The organism is Bacteroides sp. BFG-606 (assembly GCF_024788145.1).
Lineage (GTDB): Bacteria > Bacteroidota > Bacteroidia > Bacteroidales > Bacteroidaceae > Bacteroides > Bacteroides vicugnae.
This window is the reverse complement of sequence record NZ_JANUIL010000001.1, coordinates 3,386,161-3,406,393: the sequence shown is the minus strand read 5'-3', so window position 1 is coordinate 3,406,393 and position 20,233 is coordinate 3,386,161. Positions and strand designations below refer to the sequence as shown.

General features: G+C 41.1%; 15 protein-coding genes and 2 pseudogenes. 13 read left to right on the top strand and 4 right to left on the bottom strand.

The features are described 5' to 3' along the window. Positions 1-5: 5 nt before the first annotated feature. The gene (locus NXV01_RS12460; RefSeq protein ID WP_148367962.1) at positions 6-836 is read left to right on the top strand and encodes a hypothetical protein; all 831 of its coding nucleotides are present in this window, start codon (positions 6-8) and stop codon (positions 834-836) included. 172 nt (positions 837-1,008) lie between these two features. On the opposite strand, the gene NXV01_RS12455 is transcribed toward NXV01_RS12460, so the two are convergent. Continuing rightward, on the bottom strand, positions 1,009-2,223 hold the full coding sequence (locus NXV01_RS12455; RefSeq protein ID WP_258980034.1) for an IS256 family transposase: 1,215 nt from the start codon (positions 2,221-2,223) through the stop codon (positions 1,009-1,011). 54 nt (positions 2,224-2,277) lie between these two features. Between NXV01_RS12455 and NXV01_RS12450 the strand changes: the two are divergent. The 7 genes and pseudogenes from NXV01_RS12450 to NXV01_RS12425 all read left to right on the top strand — a co-directional run. After that, positions 2,278-2,595 (top strand): annotated as a pseudogene (locus NXV01_RS12450) (two-component regulator propeller domain-containing protein); the annotation flags it as partial. Then, a complete protein-coding gene (locus NXV01_RS26030) occupies positions 2,558-2,683 on the top strand; it encodes an AraC family transcriptional regulator (RefSeq protein WP_148367976.1) in 126 nt (41 codons plus the stop codon). The pseudogene NXV01_RS12450 and the gene NXV01_RS26030, both read left to right, overlap by 38 nt. Positions 2,684-2,798: 115 nt before the next feature. After that, positions 2,799-3,930, top strand: a pseudogene (locus NXV01_RS12445) (cellulase family glycosylhydrolase); the annotation flags it as partial. 132 nt (positions 3,931-4,062) lie between these two features. Then, positions 4,063-6,510, top strand: coding sequence for a beta-galactosidase GalB (gene galB, locus NXV01_RS12440; RefSeq protein WP_259022584.1), 2,448 nt, complete (start codon positions 4,063-4,065; stop codon positions 6,508-6,510). A gap of 261 nt (positions 6,511-6,771) precedes the next feature. Beyond that, on the top strand, positions 6,772-7,221 hold the full coding sequence (locus NXV01_RS12435) for a nuclear receptor-binding factor 2 (protein ID WP_259022583.1): 450 nt from the start codon (positions 6,772-6,774) through the stop codon (positions 7,219-7,221). Between the two features lie 49 nt (positions 7,222-7,270). Beyond that, a complete protein-coding gene (locus NXV01_RS12430; protein WP_259022582.1) occupies positions 7,271-9,706 on the top strand; it encodes a DUF3160 domain-containing protein in 2,436 nt (811 codons plus the stop codon). Further along, on the top strand, positions 9,700-10,626 hold the full coding sequence (locus NXV01_RS12425; protein ID WP_259022581.1) for a CapA family protein: 927 nt from the start codon (positions 9,700-9,702) through the stop codon (positions 10,624-10,626). Before NXV01_RS12430 ends, NXV01_RS12425 begins: the two co-directional genes overlap by 7 nt. Position 10,627: 1 nt before the next feature. On the opposite strand, the gene NXV01_RS12420 is transcribed toward NXV01_RS12425, so the two are convergent. Together NXV01_RS12420 and NXV01_RS12415 are read right to left on the bottom strand one after the other, a co-directional pair. Then, positions 10,628-11,314: a TrkA family potassium uptake protein gene (locus NXV01_RS12420; RefSeq protein WP_217722946.1), complete on the bottom strand. Its 687-nt coding sequence runs from the start codon at positions 11,312-11,314 to the stop codon at positions 10,628-10,630. Between the two features lie 4 nt (positions 11,315-11,318). Further along, on the bottom strand, positions 11,319-13,148 hold the full coding sequence (locus NXV01_RS12415; protein WP_148367968.1) for a TrkH family potassium uptake protein: 1,830 nt from the start codon (positions 13,146-13,148) through the stop codon (positions 11,319-11,321). A gap of 132 nt (positions 13,149-13,280) precedes the next feature. Between NXV01_RS12415 and NXV01_RS12410 the strand changes: the two genes are divergently transcribed. Further along, on the top strand, positions 13,281-14,651 hold the full coding sequence (locus tag NXV01_RS12410; protein WP_195650169.1) for a TrpB-like pyridoxal phosphate-dependent enzyme: 1,371 nt from the start codon (positions 13,281-13,283) through the stop codon (positions 14,649-14,651). A gap of 132 nt (positions 14,652-14,783) precedes the next feature. On the opposite strand, the gene NXV01_RS12405 is transcribed toward NXV01_RS12410, so the two are convergent. Further along, positions 14,784-15,929: a helix-turn-helix domain-containing protein gene (locus NXV01_RS12405; RefSeq protein WP_148367970.1), complete on the bottom strand. Its 1,146-nt coding sequence runs from the start codon at positions 15,927-15,929 to the stop codon at positions 14,784-14,786. Between the two features lie 210 nt (positions 15,930-16,139). Here NXV01_RS12405 and NXV01_RS12400 point away from each other — a divergent pair, with 210 nt between their 5' ends. From NXV01_RS12400 to NXV01_RS12385, 4 genes are read left to right on the top strand one after another with little or no spacing between them, the layout of a single operon-like run. Then, complete coding sequence (locus tag NXV01_RS12400) at positions 16,140-16,880, top strand: anti-sigma factor antagonist (RefSeq protein ID WP_229128671.1); 741 nt, start codon at positions 16,140-16,142, stop codon at positions 16,878-16,880. 11 nt (positions 16,881-16,891) lie between these two features. After that, positions 16,892-17,842 carry an ABC transporter substrate-binding protein gene (locus NXV01_RS12395; RefSeq protein ID WP_217722947.1) on the top strand — a complete coding sequence of 317 codons (951 nt, stop codon included), beginning with the start codon at positions 16,892-16,894 and terminating at the stop codon, positions 17,840-17,842. A 13-nt stretch (positions 17,843-17,855) separates the two neighbouring features. Then, positions 17,856-19,793: a SpoIIE family protein phosphatase gene (locus NXV01_RS12390; RefSeq protein WP_259022580.1), complete on the top strand. Its 1,938-nt coding sequence runs from the start codon at positions 17,856-17,858 to the stop codon at positions 19,791-19,793. Positions 19,794-19,805: 12 nt separating this feature from the next. Then, the gene (locus NXV01_RS12385; protein ID WP_004325354.1) at positions 19,806-20,213 is read left to right on the top strand and encodes an ATP-binding protein; all 408 of its coding nucleotides are present in this window, start codon (positions 19,806-19,808) and stop codon (positions 20,211-20,213) included. Positions 20,214-20,233: the final 20 nt, after the last annotated feature.

Here is a 20,233-nt window from a genome sequence, read left to right as displayed (position 1 = left end):
ACATCATGGAATATATTGATAAAACAAAATTAAGAGACGAGGGAGAGGCCATTATTGACGCTTTTTTAGAACGACTACAAGAAGCTGGAAAATATCCGGATGATCTGTATGAAGCATTTAAAAGTGATAAAGACGAAAACGGCGAATACTCTAAAGATAAACTGATAAAGGTTTTATTGACAGAACAAGAAAATCGTTGTTGTTACTGCATGAAGAAGCTCAACCAAGAGAAAGATGAGATAACATTAGAACATCTAATCCTAAACAGCATCACAGAACGCAGAAAATATAATGAGTATTTAAAAAGATACACAGTCTTGAATGCTAAAGTCTGCCTGGCTAAAGATTTCATCGATAAAAATGAAACAAACACGCCACCTTATCCACATACAGTTGCTTATGAAAATCTGGCAGCCTCATGTAATGGAAAACTCTTTTCGAGAACTGAAAAAATCGTTCAGTGTTGTAATCTGAAGAGAGAGAATAAATATATGGAGCCGATCGTTTTGTACGACACTATTCATGATGAGTTCGAATATACGGCTAATGGTTATACAATTTGGAAAAATGAAACTGCCATGTTTCCTACCACTTCTATATTAGGATTAAATGCTCCTGTTTTAAGAATGATAAGAAGGATATGGTTATATGCAAAAGATAATCAGATAGATCTAGAAAAAACAGATAGACAAAAAGTATTATTCGAACTTTTAGGTGAGTTTACGGACAAAGAGTTTGCTGAGACCAATAATCTTGAGATTCTATCCAACTTTCTGAATGACGGATATTGGAAACTGTTATTAAAATACAGTTATTTTGGTTCAAGCAAAGTTTAAGTCCTGACATACAGATAATAATTATAAGCAATAATGCCACATGTGCTAACGGATTAGATGGATTCGGGAGCGTAAAATAAACTGTGTCAAGCCTTCTTTTCTCTAAAATCTCTTCGGTCGGGGAACGCCCAGCGGCAAGGGGCGGGACCACCCGTCCCGACGAGCGACAAAATTAGATTAAAATCAATCGTTCTCCAAATTTAATTGCTAATTGTTGTGCAATTATAGCCCAATTAGCAATAGGCATAGTCCACTTTTTACGTACGTTCCGGTAAGCAAGATAAACCAATTTTTCAAGGGCTGTATCCGTAGGGAATATGCCCTTGTTTTTGGTAACCTTACGAATCTGCCGATGATATCCTTCAACAGTATTAGTAGTGTAGATAAGTGTTCTAATACCTTGAGTAAATTGGAAATACGCAGATAGCCGTTCCCAATTATCCCTCCATGATTTTATCACAATAGGATAAAGTTTTCCCCATTTCTTATCCAAATTATCCAGTTCCATTTCAGCTGTTTCTTTGCTTACAGCTTTGTAAACAAGTTTAAGGTCTTTCATAAATTCCTTTTGATTCTTGCTGGCTACGTATTTGATGGAGTTGCGAATTTGGTGGACAATACAAAGTTGGACAGTAGTATCAGGATAAACACTCGCAATAGCATCAGGAAAACCTTTCAGGCCATCTACACAAGCTATCAGAATATCCTTCACACCACGATTCTGAAGATCCGTAAGGACGGACAACCAAAAATTAGCGCCTTCGCTATGAGCAATATACATCCCTAAAAGTTCTTTATGACCTTCCGAGTCTATTCCCAAAACATTATAGATAGCGCGGCTGACAGACTGACCGCGATCATCCATTACTTTATAATGAATAGCATCCATGAAAACAATGGGGTAAACAGAATCAAGACTGCGAGACTTCCAAGCCTTTATTTCCGGAAGTACACGATCGGTGATTGAACTGATTGTATCGGCAGATACACGATTACCTAAGTTTTCCTCCATCCAATCACTGATTTGACGCGTACTGTTACCCAAAGCATACAAACCGATAATACGATCAGAAACGCTCTCCGCAAGAACCGTTTCACGCTTCTTTATAAACTGAGGATCAAAGCTGGAATTACGATCACGGGGAGTGGAAACAGTAACCTCCCCTAAGGGAGTTTGAACCTGCTTATGCATCCTGCCATTACGGCGATTACCCTCTTCACGCTCTGTTGGACTAAGATGCGCATCCATCTCACCTTCCAAGGCGGCGTTAAGAATACTTTCTAAAAGAGGAGCAAAAGCACCATCTTTACCTAACAAGGATTTACCCGATTTAAGTTGTTCGAGAGCCTTGTTCTTAATACTTTCAAAATCAAATTCTTCGTTCATAAAAAAAACTGTGTTAGCAAAATTAATTCTTTTTTCTTTCCTGACACAGTTTAAATTACATTCTCATGGATTCTTTTACTCATTTATATATACTGTATCTGCTATGATGTATATGGGCAAAAAGTAAATTATCAGCAATTCGACAACGTCTATCTCGGGACCGAAGCTTCGGTGATCAGTTGCTTCCTGCAAAACACCATCTATTCCATCATTCAGACAAAGGACAATCAAATTTATATAGGTACTTACAACGGACTTTATGTATACCAGAATGACAAAGAACCTTTGCAGCATATCATTCACGATTCACGCAATATCCAGTCATTAACCAACAATATTATCTGGAACATATTCTCGGATCAGGGACATAGTAGGCTTTTCCAATCATTTTTATTTCTCCAAATGTTTTCAGGCAGAATTCGGAAAAACGCCACGTCAATACCTGAATGAAGAGTTGTAGAGGCATTTTGAGGCATTTCGTCCTATTCTTATCCTTATATGTCCAATCTGTGCTTTTATTGAAATTACTAATAATTTACCTTTGTTGCTGTCAATAAACCGATAAATTTGATTGCATGAAAAGACTGTTGATCCTTACCTTTATTTGTTTGATATCCGTCTTTGTCAAAGTGCAGGGCAAATCATCCTCTACACCTATTATATATAGATGGCAATGGGGTAATGCGTTGGAGTGACACCCGCCAGGAGGCTTCCTTTTTCGGTGTTAATTATACGCTGTCTTCCGCCCATGCTTACCGTGCCATTGGATATTTGGGACTAGACCGCAAAGCTGCCGTAGATAAAGATGTATATCATATTTCCCGTTTGGGGCTAAATGCTTACCGTATTCATTTATGGGATGTGGAACTAACAGACGAACAAGGAAATCTCCTCGAAAACGAGCATCTCGACCTGATGGACTATCTGATAACCAAACTCAAAGAGCGCAATATCCATATTGTGATTACCGCACAGACTAACTTTGGAAACGGATATCCCGAACGAAACATATAAACGGGCGGTTTCTCCTATCAATATGATAAATGCGATATGCACTCCCATCCGGAAGCTATCGTTGCACAAGAAACCTATCTTCATGGTTTGGTAAAGCACGTCAATCCATATACGGGGTTAGCTTACAAAGACGACCCTTCCATCGTAGGATTCGAGATCAATAATGAACCTTGTCATTCCGGTACGAAGGAAGAGGTAAAAGTCTATATCAACCGGATGCTGAAAGCGATCAATAAAACAGGAAACCGCAAACCTGTATTCGATCGGACTGGTATCCGGACAGACACAGCAGGGAAATTTCCTTCCCTATATAGACCGCTATGATATTCCCTTTTCCGATAGGTGCTTATTTCATGGATTGCTTCGAAGCGGGAGTCTGGAGACTGGAAGTGATGCCGGACGCGGTAGTAGTGAACGATCCGTTTGCTAAACCGTCTTGTCTGCCGGGGCAACAGCACTCGCACTTATCCCACAGGAAATTCCGGTTACAGGAATCCATCATCGGGAATAAAGGGAAATCCACTGGACTGGAATTATACTTCCGGAGCCTATTGGACTACTCGTGTTGTTGCCTCAGATAATGCGATACCACTATTGACTATTACGGATGCAGATAGCCGGATAGAAGCATACACGCTTCCCGAATGGAATGATCTCCAACGTACTTTGGTTGATTCTTCTCCGGTGGAAAGGCTATCACAAAGGCTTGTTTGACGATACCGGTAAACCCACTAACGCATTTAATGCTTTCAAGAGATAAGATTATTGAATCATTTTTTATAACTTTACCCCGAATCCAAAATATTTTATACCTGAAAAGCAAAAATGAACATGAAACACCAAAAACAGTTATTAGCTGTACTTTTGATGGGCACCGCTTGCACATTGCAAGCGCAACGCAGTGAGACGCTGCTCGAGAAAAACTGGAAATTCAGTAAAGGAGATTTTAAAGAGGCTAGCCAGCCGGAGTTTAATGACACAAAATGGGAGTCGGTTGTTATTCCACATGACTGGGCGATTTTCGGTCCATTCGATATGAATAATGACCTGCAGAATGTAGCTGTGACACAGAACTTCGAGAAAAAGGCTTCCTTGAAAACAGGACGTACCGGTGGGCTCCCTTATGTAGGCACCGGATGGTATCGAACCAGTTTTGATGCTCCTGCCGATAAGGAGGTGACACTGCTCTTTGATGGCGCCATGAGCGAAGCACGTGTCTATGTAAATGGAAAAGAGGCTTGTTTCTGGCCTTTCGGCTACAACTCTTTCCACTGTAATGTGACGCCCCTAATGAATAAAGACGGAAAGAACAATACGCTGGCCGTACGTTTGGAAAATCGTCCGCAGTCCTCGCGCTGGTATCCGGGAGCAGGTTTGTATCGCAATGTGCATCTGATCGTGACAGACAAAGTGCATGTGCCTGTATGGGGAACACAAATCACAACTCCTCATGTTAGTAAGGACTTTGCAGCCATACGTCTTCAAACGAAGATTGACAATGCGGGTGAGAAAACACAAATCCGTGTAGAGACAGAGATTCTTTCTCCGGACGGAAAAGTGGTTACCAGCAAAGAGAATACGAACCGCATTAATCACGGACAACCATTCGAACAAAACTTTATTGTAAATGCGCCCGAACTCTGGTCACCGGAAAGTCCGTCGCTCTACAAGGCTGTTTCCAAAATTTACGCAGATGATAAACTGGTGGATACTTATACGACCCGTTTCGGTATCCGCAGCTTTGAATATATCGCTGATAAGGGTTTCTATCTGAACGGAAAACACCGCAAATTCCAAGGGGTATGTAATCATCATGATTTAGGTCCGCTGGGTGCCGCTATTAATGTGGCAGCACTTCGCCATCAGCTTACATTGCTGAAAGATATGGGATGTGATGCTATCCGTACTTCTCATAATATGCCGACTCCCGAACTCGTAGCGTTGTGTGACGAAATGGGATTTATGATGATGATTGAACCGTTTGATGAATGGGACATCGCCAAGTGTGAAAACGGTTATCACCGTTATTTCAATGAATGGGCAGAACGTGATATGGTAAATATGCTCCATAATTATCGGAATAATCCATGTGTGATTATGTGGAGTATCGGTAATGAAGTACCGACCCAATGTAGCCCCGTCGGCTATAAAGTGGCTAAATTCCTGCAAGACATTTGCCACCGAGAAGATCCGACACGTCCTGTCACCTGCGGAATGGATCAGGTTACTTGTGTACTTGCGAACGGATTTGCAGCCATGATTGACATTCCGGGACTTAATTACCGTACCCAACGCTATAAGGAATCTTATGACCAACTCCCGCAGAATCTGATTTTGGGTAGTGAGACTGCTTCTACTGTCAGTTCACGTGGGATATACAAATTCCCGGTAGAGGATAAGAAAAGCGCCAAATATGAAGACCATCAATGTTCCTCTTATGATGTGGAAGCCTGTTCATGGTCAAATATTCCGGATGAGGACTTTGCACTGGCCGATGATAACCATTGGACAATCGGACAATTTGTATGGACAGGATTTGACTATCTGGGCGAACCATCACCTTATGATACGGATGCATGGCCCAATCACAGTTCCATGTTTGGTATTATCGACCTTGCCAGTCTGCCTAAAGACCGCTATTACTTGTATCGCAGTGTATGGAACAAGGATGCGGAAACCTTGCATATTCTGCCTCACTGGACATGGCCGGGACGTGAAGGTGAAGTGACTCCTATATTTGTATATACCAACTATCCTACAGCCGAACTGTTTATCAACGGTAAAAGTTATGGTAAACAAAGCAAGAATAATAGTTCGTTGAAGAACCGCTATCGTCTGATGTGGATGGATGCTGTATATGAACCGGGAGAAGTAAAAGTAATAGCCTATAACAAAGATGGAAAAGCAGTAGCGGAAAAAGTGGTTCGCACTGCCGGAAAGCCTCATCACATCGAACTGGTCAGCAACCATAACGAATTGACTGCAGACGGAAAAGACTTAGCGTATGTGACTGTGAAAGTTGTAGACAAAGATGGTAACCTATGCCCTACTGATAATCGTCAGATAAACTTCTCTGCAAAGGGAACCGGTAAATATCGTGCTGCAGCCAATGGCGACCCGACAAATCTGGAACAATTCCATCTTCCGAAGATGCATACTTTCAACGGAATGTTGACAGCTATCATACAAGCTGGTGAAACTGCCGGAGAAATTGTATTTACAGCCAAAGCAAATGGAGTGAAAGCCGGAAATATTCGTATTCAAACGAAATAAGGCATACGCTTTATAATATCTGATAAGCCACCGGATTTCTTGACTAAAGAGAAGTCCGGTGGTTTTCATATATAATATACTGGACTTTTCACTTTTACGAGAAAAGAGGCAAGTAAATACAGGTTAATGTCTATCTTTGCCAAAGAAAACGTTACAGATATGTCGCACAGGATTCACTTCCTTATTTTTACAGGTCTTTTACTGATGTTCTGTTCATGCCGGAAAGAAAACAGGTTTGAATGGCAAGTAAATCAAAGACACATGGAAGTATCTCTGAACAAAGAATCTGATTCGCTCTATGTCATTCATTTGAATACAGACCAACCCTCCCACTCTGTTTGGAAATTGCCTTATCCTGTCTATCAATTTGATTATGGAGATGTTACAGGAGACGGGATGCCGGAAATTATTGTGGGGGTTATCAAGCCTACCCGATTCGATCCCAAACCTGACAAGCGGTTATTCATTTACCGGATTGCAGATGAAGCGTATATCCGCCCACTTTGGTTAGGTTCGAGGGTAGCACAACCTTTGGAAGATTTTAGAGTGATTCGTGAACATACTCCTGTATTGATACGTACCATGGAACGGGAACGAATTGGAAAATTTCTGATAGCGGAATATGCATGGAGAGGTTTTGGTCTGGATTTTAAGGGATATCTGAAACGCGAGACAGAAGAAAAGGAGGCCAAACGCATTCTTGAACGTTAACGTTAGATACTATCATTTATATATAGTAATTTATAGAATAATGAAAAACATGAGACGACTATTATTACTGTCCTGTACACTAATTCTTATTCTCTGCGGATGCAAGAACAAGAACAAAAACACCTCAACGGCATCGGCACAAGATACTGTTATGACTGCCACCTCATTATTGACCGATACTGTTCTACCTCAATCTATTGATTTGAAGCAGGATATCAGTCGTTACTCTTTTCAGGAGTTACGTTTATTACGTAGTTATCCATACGCTATACATGGTTATCATTTTATGGAAGCGGACATCAATGCTTTCTTCTCGGCCAATACGAAATGGTATAATGATCTTGTCTGGAAGTTATGGGATGAATCGGAGGCAGACGGAGAGAATAAATTTCCGGAAAACTATGATGAAGTCAAACTGACGGCTGAAGAGAAGGCTTTCGTAGAACGCATCGATGCTCGCATGGCAGAAATGCGTCAGCAACAGTTTACTCAACGAGACTCTTATTATTTAGGAAATGCAAATAATATAGTCAACCTGTTCCAATTCAAAGATATAGACGAGGCATTACTAGCCAAGTTGCAACAGAACAACTTTGCCATTACAGAGGGAAGTAACTTACAGTTGTTTCATGCTTACGAAGAGAATGATTATCGCCAAGTGCCCAATTTCATTACCACTGACTTATATTTACAGGCATTCCACATGTATTTCTCTTATGTACTGAAAAGTCTGGAGAAACAACACGTCATTCCTACTTTGGAAAGACTATGTCTATCACTCAACGCAACTTGCATAAGCATCTCCCGCCAGACAGAAGACGAATCTCTGAAAGATATGGCAGAATATGCCGCTACTTTTTATGCTATCCCTTATTATTTGCTGACAAAGGAAACGCCCAGCCTCCCTGCTAAGTATCAAAAAGCATATCAACAGGAAATAGAACATATTAATGCACAAGAAGATGATTTCTCGGAGTTTCTTTCATACAAAGATGCATACTTCCCATACAGTCTTTTCAAACCACGCGGACATTATACCCGTGAACCCCAATTACAGGCATACTTTCAGGCTATGATGTGGCTTCAAACTGCCTGCTTTTGCAGAGAACAACAAGAACAGCTCAAACAAGCAATCTTTCAGGCTACCGTACTATCTAGTTATAAGGATATGACCAGGACACCACTAATGGAACTATACCAACGCGTCTATACACCACTTACTTTCCTGATGGGTGAGACTGATAATCTTTCTCTTCTCGATATTGCACAGATTCTGAAGAAAAATAAAGCAGAATATACTGAAGATGCATTGACTCCGGTTCAAATAGAAAAGGTGAATCAAGCGCTCATTGAACTGGCAAAAAGCAAGAATAGGATCAAACCTAAAATAGAAATCTCCTGCCGGGACAAAATCAACTTTATGCCACAAAGATATCTGGCAGATAATGAAGTACTTCAGGAATTGGTAGATGTCACCCCAAACAGCAAACGTGCTTATCCGAAAGGATTGGATGTCTTTGCCGCTTTCGGAGTAAACTCCGCCGAGACTTTACTGACTGATTTTTACAAAGAACCGGGCAACTGGAACCAGTATACCGGAGAATTACAAAAACTGAAAGATAAATTCAAAGCTTCCCAGCCTGCACAAGTATCTGTCTACGAATTATGGATGAAAAGTCTGTTCACCATGCAGAAAACGGACAAGAGCCAGCCGGGATTTATGCAAACACCCGAATGGGGATACAAGAACCTGAATACAGCTCTGGCATCTTGGGCTGAATTGAAGCATGACGCGATCCTTTACGGAGAACAGCCCATGGCTGCAGAATGTGGAGGTGCCGGACCTCCTGATCCGATCGTAGTGGGGTATGTAGAACCGAATCTTCCTTTCTGGAAGAAAATGTCAGGGATTCTGCAAGCCACCCAACTGGTTCTGCAACAAAGCAATTGCCTGACGGATGACTTGAAAGGAAAAACTGAGCAGTTGCAGGACTATATCAGCTTTCTGATTCAAGTAACAGAAAAGGAACTGCGGGGAGAAAAACTGACCGAACAGGAATATCGCACTCTTGAGTATATGGGAAGTAGTATAGAATATTTCACTCTGTCTGTGCTCGATCCGGATTTACATCTGGATAACTGGTCATTAGTGCAAGGTCCGGACAAGTCGATAGCTGTAGTGGCTGATATTTATACACGCAACGTGAGGGGATGTGATAAGAATGGAGTACTGCATGTGGCAACAGGAAATGCCAACAATATCTATGTGATAGTAGAAATAGAGGGTAATCTCTATCTTACCCGTGGTGCCACATTTAGTTACTACGAGTTTGTCCAGCCACTGGATACCCGGCTCACGGACGAAGAGTGGCAGAAAATGCTGGAAGAAAAGAAAGCGCCTGCCGTCCCGGAATGGATGAAAAATATCCTGTTGGAGAAAGAACCTAAAGTAGATGACAGAGTTTTTTATAGTTCAGGATGCTAATATCCTTTTCCCGAATTAACCGGATTATAGGTAGTATAGGTCTGTTATTACTTACTGCCTGCCAGCACCCGTCAGAAGAATGTCTCTCTATCGCTTTCACCGGAGATGTTCTTTTGGACAGAGGGGTACGCCAACAGATTCAACGGGGAGGTGTCGAAGATTTATTTGCGTCGGTAGCTCCTCTCTTTCATCAAATGGACGCTACGGTAATCAACCTGGAATGTCCCGTCACTTCGGTTCGTTCACCACTACACAAGAAATATATCTTTCGCGCGGAACCGAGATGGATGGAAGAATTGGTTAAAGCCGGCATCAGTCATGCGGCTTTAGCGAATAATCATACTATGGATCAGGGGCGAAACGGATTGACAGATACTTATCAGCATCTCTTATCGGCAGGAATCACTCCGATAGGATATGGTAATACTTCTTCCGAGAGTTGCCAACCTGTAGTGATAAAGAAAGGAAAAATTAAAGTAGCACTCTTCAATTCAGTTACACTTCCTTTGGAGAATTGGGTATATTTAGAAAATGATCCCGGTATTTGCCAGCAAACCACGGAAGAAATAGAAGAGGAAATCAGGAACTTCAAGCAAGAGAATCCCGAAAGTTATGTGGTCGTTATTCTCCATTGGGGAATCGAATACCAATCTTCCCCTACTCTGAGCCAAAGAAAGGGAGCACACCGACTCATTCGTGCAGGTGCGGATGCTATCATCGGACATCACCCGCACATCATTCAGAAAGAGGAATATTTCAATGGTAAGCCCATCTTTTATAGTCTGGGCAACTTTGTATTCGACCAACGAAAACCGGCAACATCACAAAGCCAGATTGTGCAGCTTGATTTCACATCTACGGCATGCAAAGTTAAAGTGCATCCCGTAACGATCCATCAATGCAAACCGGAAATCCAATAAATTAAATAGCTTTCCAAAAAGTTTGGAAATCTCGGTATCTGCCGTAACAAACCAGCTCATCTCCCTCTTCCACTTTCTCATCCGCCGATAATTCATTCTTCACATGAAGTTCGGTCAGAGAAATACCCAGGCAATTGGTTATCTTATTTGCCCGTTTCAAGCCTATCATTTTCAGATGAAATTCTTCATCCAGATTTAACTCATTCACAAAATATCCTACAAATTTTTCTGGAACCGTGAACTTCACAACATAATAATCCTGATCAATGCGGAACCCTTCCATGTTTGTGCCGAAATCGAGCAGTTGCACCAGACTACGGGCAGCATCTTCTTCCGGAGTCAGGATTCTTTCAAGATCAAAGGCTTCAAGCACTGCTTTATGTACTGCATCAATAGCACGGGCAAAGATGCGGGGAACCTTTTTCTGCTTCAACAGAGCAACAACACGTATCGATGCACCAAAATTCTCACCAATCGCTACAATCACTATATCCACACTATTCAACGGTAACACTGACAATGATTGTTCGTCAGTGGCATCAATGACAAAAGCTGTAGCAACCTTATCTTTGATTGAATCTATACGACTTTCACTAATATCCGCACCAATAATCTCGTGTCCTAACGCAGACAATTCCTCGGCCAACACATGACCGTAATTTCCTAAACCGATAATAATATACTTCATATCTTTAGTTTATTATAATGTTATCACTCGGATAACGGTATTTTGTATTCTTTTTCTGTTTTACAATTCCCAACATCAATGTTATCAATCCCACACGTCCGATAAACATCAACAAGGATACCAACAACTTACTGGCATCACACAAATGAGGGGTCAGATTCAGACTGGATCCCACAGTACTAAGTGCAGAGACACATTCGAAAGTCAATGCCATGATGGAAACACCCGGTTCGAGTATGCTCAATGTGAAAATAAAGATGAATAACACTCCCAATGACATGACTACTGTTGCGTTGGAACGCCGGATTGAATCGTAAGACAATTCCCTGCCGAACACTTCTACCCGTTCAGTACCACGCAATACGGCTACAAGATTCAGAACCACGACCGCAAAAGCATTCACTTTCACACCACCTGCCGTAGATTGTGAACCACCGCCAACCCACATCAAGAATAGATAAACCAATAAAGTCTGCACGCTCAACGATGCCAGATCGACACTACTGAAACCGGCTGTTCGCGGACAAGTGGCATTAAAGAAGGCTTGAGTCCATTTGTCTGCCAAAGGCATACCGGCAAAGGAAGCATTCCACTCAAAAGCAGCAATAGCTAATGTACCGATTAATAAAAGCAGGAAAGTCATGATTAACACAATTTTCGTATTCAGGTTATAGAGATGCTGCATTTTGTGACGATCCAGTTTGCGTGTACAGACCAATTTCCAGAAACGACGCAGGTGATACAATACAATATCCTTGAAATTGACAAGAATGGGGAAGCCGATCCCCCCGAAGATTATCAGTAAAGAAACAGAAATAAACAGTCCATTATGATTGGTCATCACCATCGGATTCCCTAAATTACCGGAAAGTGTAGAAAAGCCTGCATTACAAAAAGCTGATATAGAATGGAAAGCAGCAAAACCTAACTCCCCTTCCAAAGTCATTCCCAACGTACCGTGAATACTAAACCAAATCGAGGCCATGCCAATCCCTTCAATCACTAAAGTAAAACCTAATATATATAGTAAGGTAGACAGTAATGAGCCTAACGAATTGGAACTAACCATATCACGCACAACGAGCTGATTGTAAATGGAAGTGTTCCCCATGAAGAACATGGCAAAGAAGCTGGTTAATGTCATCACTCCTAATCCGCCGATCTGAATCAATAGAATTATGACAACTAATCCGGAAGTGGTGAATGTTGTAGATACATCTACCGGAACCAACCCTGTAACACATACGGCACTGGTAGCCGTAAATAAAGAGTCCACCCAAGTAATGCCATTCACCGTGCAGCGCGGAAGCATCAACAAGCCTGCTCCAATCAGGATAATAGCCATAAAACTGACTGCCAATATCAAGGACGGATTGGTACGCCGTCCCAACAGGCGCACTAGCCCATTGGACAAGTTGAGGAAGGAAAGGACTAATAGTAACAGGAGATGATAAAACTTCCCATGCAAGAATTCCCAAATCTGCAAAATAGCTCCTTCTTCTTCCGGACGGTGAAAAATGACGGGTATTAGAGTGAGATATAACAATCCGCTTAATATCCAGGCCAATCGCCGGTATTGTTTTTTAGTATTCCGGTATTCCAGTGAGATATGTAAAGTTACATCAATCAGAAAGATGATCCAGACTGTTTTATACAATGTCTGCAAATTCGCCACTTCATCTATGGATAAGGGAAAGCCGTGTTCATATACTACTCCGACAATCAACAACAGAGATGCCAGATAGGTGAGTGCTTCTACCAGTCCTAACAAGATACGTACATAGGGTTTTAGCAGTTTATTCTGATACAATAAAAACTTATGATAAATCTTCATATCATCTTTTTTAACAGGGTCGTGCAAACTTAAGTAAAATAACAATTAGAACCGATTCTTTGTTGACAAAATTTTCTGAATATTAAAAATTTGAGTACTTTTGGCAACAAGAAACTAAAAAACTACAATATTATGAGTGAAAAAAGAAAACGGTATATTTTACCCGAAGAAGAAATTCCACACTACTGGTACAACATTCAGGCTGATATGGTAAACAAACCTATGCCTCCGTTACATCCGGGAACCAAACAACCACTGAAAGCGGAAGACTTGTATCCGATTTTCGCTAAGGAACTGTGTCATCAGGAACTGAATCAGACCGATGCATGGATCGAAATACCGGAAGAAGTGCGCGAAATGTATAAATACTATCGCAGTACTCCGCTAGTTCGTGCTTACGGATTGGAAAAAGCACTCGGTACTCCGGCTCATATCTATTTTAAGAATGAGAGTGTCAGCCCTATCGGTTCACATAAGTTGAACTCTGCATTGGCACAGGCTTATTATTGCAAAGAAGAAGGGGTGACCAACATCACCACTGAAACCGGTGCCGGACAATGGGGAGCCGCTCTTTCTTATGCAGCTAAGGTTTTCGGTTTGGAAGCTGCAGTTTATCAGGTAAAGATCAGTTATGAACAAAAGCCATACCGCCGCAGCATCATGCAGACTTTCGGAGCACAGGTAACCCCTTCTCCATCCATGTCTACCCGTGCCGGTAAGGATATTCTAACTAAACATCCCACTTATCAGGGTTCGTTGGGAACAGCTATTTCGGAAGCTATCGAACTGGCACAAATGACTCCCAACTGTAAATATACGCTCGGTTCTGTACTTAGCCATGTTACTCTTCACCAGACTATTATCGGACTGGAAGCTGAAAAACAGATGGAAATGGCAGGTGAATATCCGGATATCGTAATCGGTTGTTTCGGAGGTGGTTCCAATTTCGGAGGTATCTCTTTCCCATTCATGCGTCACACGATACAGGCAGGAAAAAAGACTCGTTTTGTTGCTGCCGAACCTGCTTCTTGCCCGAAACTGACACGTGGTAAGTTCCAGTATGACTTCGGTGATGAAGCCGGATATACTCCGTTGCTACCGATGTTTACCTTGGGACACAATTTTGCTCCGGCCCATATTCATGCCGGTGGTCTTCGTTATCATGGTGCAGGTGTCATCGTTTCACAGTTGCTCAAGGACAATCTGATGGAAGCAGTAGATATACAGCAATTGGAATCTTTCGAAGCAGGCTGTCTGTTTGCACAGTCTGAAGGTATTATTCCGGCTCCAGAGTCCAGCCACGCTATTGCAGCGGCTATCCGCGAAGCCAACAAATGCAAGGAGACAGGAGAAGAAAAAGTAATCCTGTTTAATCTTTCCGGACATGGCCTGATTGATATGGCTTCTTATGATAAGTATTTGGCCGGTGACTTGGTAAACTATTCATTGACTGATGATGATATTCAGAAGAATTTAGACGAAATAGGAGATTTAGCTAAATAAATAACCTGTTAGTTTCAAGTTTCACCACAGATTACATAAAAGAAACATTGATTCTGCATTGATAATCTTTGAATTACAATCAAATCCGTGCTAATTCTATGATCTGTGGTGATTCTTTTCCCACACTCCTTATTAATTTTCTCTATTGAGCATCTCCATATATTCACTGGGAGACATTTTTTCCACACTCGCAAAATAACGGTAAAAACTGGAACGGGAGGTAAAGCCGCTCAAAAACATTAATTCCTTTACTGTAAGGTCTTTTTTCAGCTGTGCCTGTTCTTTAAAATACTGCAAACGGTAGAAATTAATATAATCTCTGAAACCGGAAAAGCCATCATAATGAAGAGCCTTATTGAGTCTGTTTTCATTCGTATTCAAATCATTCAAGAAATCCTGTAAGGAATATAGAGGATTAGTAAACGATTTACTATGTTTCATAAGACTTTGCATCTGATTGGATAGTTCAAGAACGACAGGTGAAACTGCAATTTCCCGAATGGCTTCTATTTCTTCCATCTCCAGCTCTTCTACAGGCTGGGGAGGTAAAGAAAGCGGATTCTCATTACGCAAATATAGTATATTTAAAAAAAGGACGGGAAGGATTACAATATAACCGAACACGTTAAAGCATAATCCACTAGTACCCAGCATCAGCCAAATATAGCCGGACATGATGATAGCAAAACACATCATATAAATCGACATTGCCTTACTCTGTTTACGTCGGACTGGGATCCATCGTCTCATATATGGAAAGAGGAAATTTACGGAAGGAGTAATTACACTGATTATAAACAGCATCAGCCTTACCCGTACATCCTGTTCACCAATATTCTCCCGAATGGAGGCAAAAGATTTTAGAGTAGTATAGTGACCGTTGAAAAACTCATAACAACAAGCTATACATGTGATCAGCAAAATAGGAATACATAAACTGACGACTCTTGAAAAAGTCATCCATCCCGGTTTCAATGAGGCTATAGGAAAAATAGAAAAGAATTGAAAAAAGACAATCACCCGGACAATATGCCATATCGAAAGATGATTCATCGGAACTTCAGTAAAACGCGGAATCGTCTCCTCACCTCCTCTACTGAAAATCCACATCCATTCCAGATTATCACACAAAAGAAGAAGGGACAGAGTGATAGCCAATACTCCCCATGCTTTTGTAAGTCCATTATTGTCTGAAGAACGTGAATAAACAAGTATTCCCAATACCAAGCCCACAATATCCAGCAACAATTCAATGCAGAGAACAATTACGTTTACCATGTTTTTTTGTTTTGAGCGACAAAAGTAGTCTTTTCGCGAAAAGAACGGGAGCATCCCACTTGCAAAAAGCGTCCCAATATAGGGAGATTAGCTAAAATGGGAACTATTTGGGGGTAATATATTTCAGACTTTTCACCTTTACTAATACTTTTGTGGCAGCATTCACCCCAAACAAGAATAAATTATAATATGACGCGCTACTTAAAGAATATGGAAAAGGAAATCACTATCGAAAATCAGGTAGAGGAAATTGCAATAATTGCCCAATTCATCGAAGAATTAGGCATATCATTACATTTACCTTCCGGCATTACAATGAGTCTCAATCTTGCTATTGAAGAAGCAATAAGCAATATTATCCATCACGGTTACCCTCAAAATCAAAAAGGTGAAATCATATTGAAAACTTCCGTGGCACCCGGACTACTGATTGCCCAAATTATTGACGATGGTATTTCATTCGATCCCACAAAATCTGAAAATGAAGCATCAGGAGATGCACTATCTCTGGAACAGCAACTGACACAAGGTTTGGGGCTCTTTCTGATTCGCCGCACCATGGATAAAGTAGAATATCATTCGACGGACAGTCAAAACGAACTAATCCTGACTAAAAAAATAGACATGGATTTCAAACCGGAAGCAACTCTTAAAACGAACTTATGTAAAATAGAGGAAGTTATCATACTCACTGTTGAAGGACGATTGGACACTGCCAATACGAACGAATTCAATGCTCTCATCCAACCTCTGCTAAGCATTCAGAATCCTAATATAATAATCAACTGCGAAGGATTACTATATATCAGCAGTTCCGGTTTAAGAAGTCTGATAACCCTCCAGAAAAGTGTAAAGCAACACAGCGGACAACTTGTATTGGAAGCTATGCGTCCGGAAATACGGAAAATATTCGATATGACAGGCTGTTCCGGCCTTTTTATCATTCGTTAATCCCACTTATAATGAGAAAAGCATCTATTATTTGCTGTATCTTGCTATCTCTGTTCTTTCTGACAGAACCGGTGAATGCGCAGTCGATTAACCTCACACCTAAATGGACGGCACAAGCACAATTTGCAGGCTATTACGTAGCTGACAAACTAGGATTCTACAAGGAAGAAGGACTTGACGTACACGTAGTACATCCTTCGCTTTCGGCAAGCTCTTTTTCTTTCCTGCAGAAAGGATATTCGCAAGCGGTAGTTATGAACCTATCGTATGCCCTGACTGAATATTTTGCAGGTGCACAGGTAGTCAATATCTTGCAAACCTCACAGGAAAACAGTCTGATGCTTGTCAGTCGTTCGCCACTCAAGGGTATTTCATCTTTGCAACATAAGAAAATAGGGGTATGGAATCATCTTAGTCAAGAACTACTGGATCAAATAGCCAACAAATATCAACTGCAGGTGGAATGGATACGTTTCAATGGGGGAGTCAACATTTTCCTATCAAAAGCTGTGGATATTTGTCTCGTAGGAAGTTACAATGAGTTTCTACAACTAATTGAAGCCGGTGTAAAGACTGATTCAATTCATATCATGCATTTCTCGGATTATGGATATAACCTGCCGGAGGACGGACTTTATGTTAGCAGAGAATTCTATCAGAAATATCCTCAAGCAGTACAGAAATTAGCCCGTGCCAGCATGCGTGGCTGGGAATGGGCAAATGAACACCGCGAACAAACATTGGACATCGTAATGGAACAAGTGCATCAACACAACATAGGAACCAACCGGTATCACCAACGTAAAATGTTGGATGAGATACTAAGGTTACAAACAAACAAGAAGAGCGGGCAACGTCCCTATCGGCTAAGCCGGGAAGAGTTTAATCTGGCAACAAGTATTTTGTTGCCGGATCAAACTCAAAATTCCAATGATATCCGTTATGAAAATTTTGTAAAATAATAGACATTCATTCATGAAATACACATTCTCCCATTCTTTTGCAACCCGGCTAAGTATCTACGTACTATCTTTTACGTTAATTATCTTTGCTACTATCATGGCGTTATTTTATTATTATAGCCAACAGAAAGTAACGGGCTTTGCAATCGAACGCACTCATGGACTATTAAGTAACATTGCTACAGAAATCAGCGGTCAGCTACTGTCTGTTGAGACGACTGTCAACCAATCTGTCTGGGTCTTGGAAAAGAATATTGATCACCCGGACTCTTTACACAATATTATAGAATCTGTTGTAAGAAACAATCAGTTCATCGTCGGAAGCGGCATAGCTTTCGTTCCCGACTATTACAAAGAAAAAGGGAAATATTTCATGCCTTATGCTTCTTTCAAGGATGAAATAAATGGAGAAATAACCTATCAGGTATTGGGTAGTCAGAATTATGACTATCCATGCATGGATTGGTATCTTATTCCCCAGTTACTTAAACAACCTTATTGGAGTGAGCCTTACTATGACGACGGAGGGGGAAACTTCATCATGAGTACTTATGCCAAACCTCTGTTTGACAGCAAAGGGGAACTATATGCAGTTTTCACTGCCAATATATCCCTGACACAATTCACTGATACAATCAGTCTACTGAAGCCTTATCCTTCCAGCTACACCTATTTAATTAGCCGCAACGGAAGCTTTCTGACTCACATGGACCGAAGCAAGATCATGAATGAAACGATATTCTCCGAAGCTTTCGCCAAAGAAAATCTAGCACAGGAACAGATCGGACACGAAATGCTGGCAGGACATACCGGAACTATGTGCTTCAATAATAAAGGAGTCGACTCGTATGCATTTTACACAACCATTCCTCAAATAGGATGGTCGGTATGTACTGTTTGTCCAAGCCAGATTATTCTTCAGGAATTGGATAACACCTCACGGAAAATCATCTATACCTTTATGGTTGGTATGATAGCTTTATTTCTAATCATATACAGCATTATCCGACGCCTTGTCAGTCCACTGGAGAAATTCTCCGAATCAGCCCGGGAAATTGCGACCGGACGGTTTGATGTTATCCTGCCGGAAGTACATTCCAAAGATGAAATAAAGGATTTACATGATTCACTTGTCTTCATGCAACACTCTTTATCTACCTACGTAGGTGAACTAAGAGATACCACTGCCAGCAAAGAACGGATTGAAAGCGAGCTTTCCATAGCACGGGAAATTCAAATGGGGATGCTTCCTAAGATATTCCCTCCTTATCCCGAACGCAATGATGTAGATTTACATGCTATACTCCATCCCGCCAAAGAAGTAGGTGGAGACCTTTATGATTTCTATATGGATGGCAATCACCTCTACTTTTTAATCGGAGATGTTTCGGGGAAAGGAGTGCCCGCCTCTCTATTTATGGCTATCACCCGTAGTTTATTCCGCACCTTGTCACAACAGGTACTTTCGCCGGCTAAGATTGTGACGGATATGAACAACTCGATTTCTGATAATAACGAATCCAACATGTTTGTTACGCTTATTGTCGGAATCCTTGATTTGGAAACAGGTAAACTGAAACTGTGTAATGCCGGACATAATCCTCCCATATTGATTCGTCCGGACGGACAGGTTTCTTTCCTTGAATTCAAAACACAGATATTTGTCGGTGTCATTGAAGAATTTGCCTATACCGAAGATGAAACAACATTGGAGAAAGGAAGTAAACTGTTCCTCTACACCGATGGAGTGACAGAAGCTGAAAATACAGACAAAGAACTATATGGAGACGAAAAGTTATTGAAAACATTGTCTGATAATAGCACGTCTGATGTACGCACCACTGTTAATGGTATAGTGGACTCTATAGCAGAGCATGTCAAAGAAGCAGAAGCCAGCGATGACTTGACTATTTTACTTATTCAATATGAACCCGGGACAACAAACAATTAAGCACATATCATTATGGAAAGAGAAATAAAGATCTCAAACGATTTAAATGAAATTTCAGTTTTAGCCAGTTTCATCGAAGAACTGGGAGAGGAACTTTCTTTGTCATTTGAAACGACAATGAATATTAATCTGGCATTGGAAGAGGCCGTAGCCAATATAATTATGTATGCCTATCCGACTCAAGAACAACACACCATCCTATTAAGAGTAACTTACAGCGAAAAACAACTCGTTTTCCTATTAACGGACAAAGGAGCCTCTTTTGATCCGACACAAGTAGACGAGGTAGATGTTACGCTTTCTTTGGAGGAACGTCCAATCGGGGGGCTGGGAATATTCCTTATACGAAGCATTATGAACGAAATATCATACCAACGTATCGACAATGAGAATCACCTCATTATGAAAAAAGACATTTAACGCGGGGCGGAAAGATTGTA